The sequence below is a fragment of the Nitrosomonas sp. Nm84 genome (assembly GCF_003201565.1).
GTDB lineage: Bacteria > Pseudomonadota > Gammaproteobacteria > Burkholderiales > Nitrosomonadaceae > Nitrosomonas.
The window spans coordinates 1-3,338 of record NZ_QJJP01000066.1; the positions used below are offsets into that span (position 1 = coordinate 1).

2 protein-coding genes are annotated in these 3,338 nt (G+C 41.1%); both read left to right on the forward strand.

Annotated elements, in window-relative coordinates:
• Nucleotides 1-239 precede the first annotated feature (239 nt).
• On the forward strand, nt 240-1,031 hold the full coding sequence (locus C8R34_RS15990) for a hypothetical protein (RefSeq protein WP_110342274.1): 792 nt from the start codon (nt 240-242) through the stop codon (nt 1,029-1,031).
• Between the two features lie 2 nt (nt 1,032-1,033).
• Nucleotides 1,034-3,160 carry an adenylate/guanylate cyclase domain-containing protein gene (locus C8R34_RS15995; protein WP_110342276.1) on the forward strand — a complete coding sequence of 709 codons (2,127 nt, stop codon included), beginning with the start codon at nt 1,034-1,036 and terminating at the stop codon, nt 3,158-3,160.
• Nucleotides 3,161-3,338 lie beyond the last annotated feature (178 nt).

Sequence of the window (3,338 nt, forward strand, 5' to 3'; positions counted from 1 at the left end):
AAAAATCAGATGCGCAAAACCAAGAGGTTAAATCCCTCTTCTTATTAATCTAACTGGTACACTTTTCGCGCGCTATTTGGTACCTTTTTACTCCGCCATTGACAGTGGAGAAACTTTCTATAAACTTTTCATTCCCGTGATCAAAATCATGGCAATATCGCCAGTTTCAAATTAAGAAAACTTTTATTGACAAATTTCACCACAAATCATGTTAGCCGATGATCCAGAAAAGAGAAAACATGTCATTCAATTCAATGTTATTAGCTGCCCTTTTCAAGCCAAGCGCCCTGAGTATGATACTGATCGCTTGCTTGCTTACACATAGCGATCTTGGAGCTGCTGAGTGCGGTATCTTAAAAATGCAAAAACATCGAAGCTCAGGAGTAAATGTAGTTAATAACTATTGCACCGATGACAGCGCGTTATCATTAAATACGATCCTTCAGATTCCAGCAGGCGCAAGACTTTGGCTTGAGTCGACAAATGTCACTCAAAATTCTGAGAATTTTCAAATCATCTGCCAGAATAAATCAATTGCACCGGTCAGTATCAAAATTGATCGTGCGGTTTTACCTTGGATTAACCCTGAAAATAATAGTCACTGCAATAGCTGGACCAATGATCGCCTAGAGTGCCAAGAGCTAAATAGTGAAATAAAAACATTGCTTTGCGCAATTGCACAAATCAAAAAATCACCCGTAAGTGAAATGATGCAGCGCAAAACGTCACTCACGTTACGAGGGCTTATTTACAAAAAAAATAACGCCCCTTTCTCTGATGGTGTTCAAACTGGAACTAATCAATGGAAAGCTGATTTAGAACCAGAAATTAATCTTTGCCGCAAGGTATTCCAAGTTGATGACCCTATAACTATTAATTGGAAAATCAGAACCGATGGAAAGATTACTGATACATCCATTACAGAAACCAATATTGATAATCAATTTACTGAGTGCGCTATCGAAGTAATCAAAAACTTCAGTTTTCCTATCTTTGAAAAAGATATTCCAGTTATCCTTCTCTTTGATTGAAAATGCGAACTATCCCATGGATAGCAAGTAAATGGTTATTTTTGTTTATTTTCAATGCGACCATACTGGGAAGCAGCCTGGATTACTTTCTAGGTAACAAAATAGATTATTGGATCCATGATATTGCAGTGGTCTTGCAGGCGAGAACCGAGTGGAACTTCACAGGTATCGTAGTATTGGATACTGGCATTCCCATCCAGGTTAGCCGAAAGCAAGCATTACCTTTATTTGCCAAAGCAACTGAAAATCTCATTGCTGCGGGAGCAAAGGGTATCTACTTGGATGCCAATCTCACCAAGGAAAACGAAGGCATCATGCCGTATGCCATATGCGTAGAAGACAATGGCGAAATACGCTGGTCACAACCTAACTGCCTGGTTTCTGGGAATCAGTGCCAGTTGACTAACAGTGCAGTTGGTAATGCCCCTCTTTCTATGTCGAGTGAAGTATTTTCTTATTTTAGGGTAGCTCCATATCTTGAAAACCAAGCCGGTCTGCCAGATTTTCTTTTGTACGATTGGGAAAATGAAGCTTTTATTCCTAACTCCGGTTTAGTAGCATTAAATAGATTAATTACAAAAAATACACCCATTGCACGTTGGATGGATTTATCTCATGAACATGCCAATGTCATCATGGCCCAATTCATTGATGCAGAACATGTGATAAAGACACTCAATGAGCAACCGCAAGAGAGGTGTGATCAGAATTTACCGTGCCGCAGAATCCGATTTAGCCACCCTCAGTATGCGGCTCAGCTCTCAACCAGGTTACCAATTATTCCGGTGAGTCAACTAGCAAACTGTGATCGGCAGATGGCAATAGAAGCAGCCGCTTTGCTAAAAGACCGCATCGCCATTCTACAATTGACTACACCGACAGAATTAACCGATGCCGTGATCACCCCGATGACCACTGCACTGTTCGGGCCTTACATGCTAACTCCTGGGACTCAGTATTTGGTGGATTCAATCGAGACGCTTCTAAGTGACGACCACCCACGCGAACCAAACATATTCGTTAAGCTACTGCTCTTTATTTGCGCTGCCATATTCGGCGTATTGGCCAGTACCTATTTAAAACAACTCAGCTTACTCTGGGGAGTGGGAATTCTGCTCCTTGGAACCCTGATTGCACTTTGCAGCCTAATGCCAACTCTGCAACTCTGGCCGGTTACGGTGACTATGCTGACGTTTATAACCGCTGTAATGCAGACCATTGCGTTGCATCTCATGATTGGATTTAAAGAGGGTCAACTGATTCTTCAGTATGTGCCCAAACAAGTGCACAATTTAATCTTTTCGCTCAGCTCTAATGAGTTTTTTAAGAACCAACGCTACCAAGCAATCGTGCTGATGAGCGATTTGAGAGGTTACACCTCGATTACGGGGATGTTGAAAGAACCTATGCATATTTTAAATTTGATGAATGATTATTTAGACCAGACCACCTTGGTTTTGCAAGATAAATATGAGGGCTGGTTAGAAACTTATATAGGTGACATGGTTTGTTATTATTGGCCTTATAAAGAATTCAATGAAACAGATGCTTACCGAAACGCCTTGCTTGGTGCAATTGAACTTTCCCAATTGCAAAAAAGATTCTTCTCGGAACTGCTAGAAAACTATAAAAATACTTTCGAGCAAACTTTATTGCAAAGCATGCAGCAAATTTTGAGTGCAGGTATCGGACTTTCTTCTGGGTCGGTGGTTATGGGTGATCTTGGCCCAAAAAGAGGAGTCAGGAAATTTGGTATTTTGGGAGATCCAATGAATCTGACCGCCCGCATAGAAAGTTTGACGCGCCACTTTAATACCGAGATCATTATCACGGAAGATTTTGTAGTGACGACTCAGCGACTCGGCTTGCCTACTCGCCGCTTAGGTTATTATTGCGTAAAGGGGCGAAAAGAGACGGTGTTGCTTTACGCATTAGGCGCTCAAGATGACCCACGTTTCCAACCGGATTTGATGGTTGCATGGGAAAGCTGGTTAACCGCACTAGAAAAGGAAGCAATTACAGAAAATATTTCTTGCCCTCATATTTTCAGGAAAGATCAGGCGACACTGATAGAATGGCACGCGCAAGGCTTGTTAAAAGAAGGCATTTGGTATTTAGAAGAAAAATAACCGCCTTACCTAACTGTTGCCTTTAATACAATAATAAACCAACGACAATTTAATGTCTTCTAAAGTATCGAAAGCAACACGAATACAGGGCTCAACCAGATCAAAATCAAACATAAACCCCGATTACTAAGTGACAACGGTCCAAGTTATATTTCAAGTGAGTTGGCCCATTACCTTG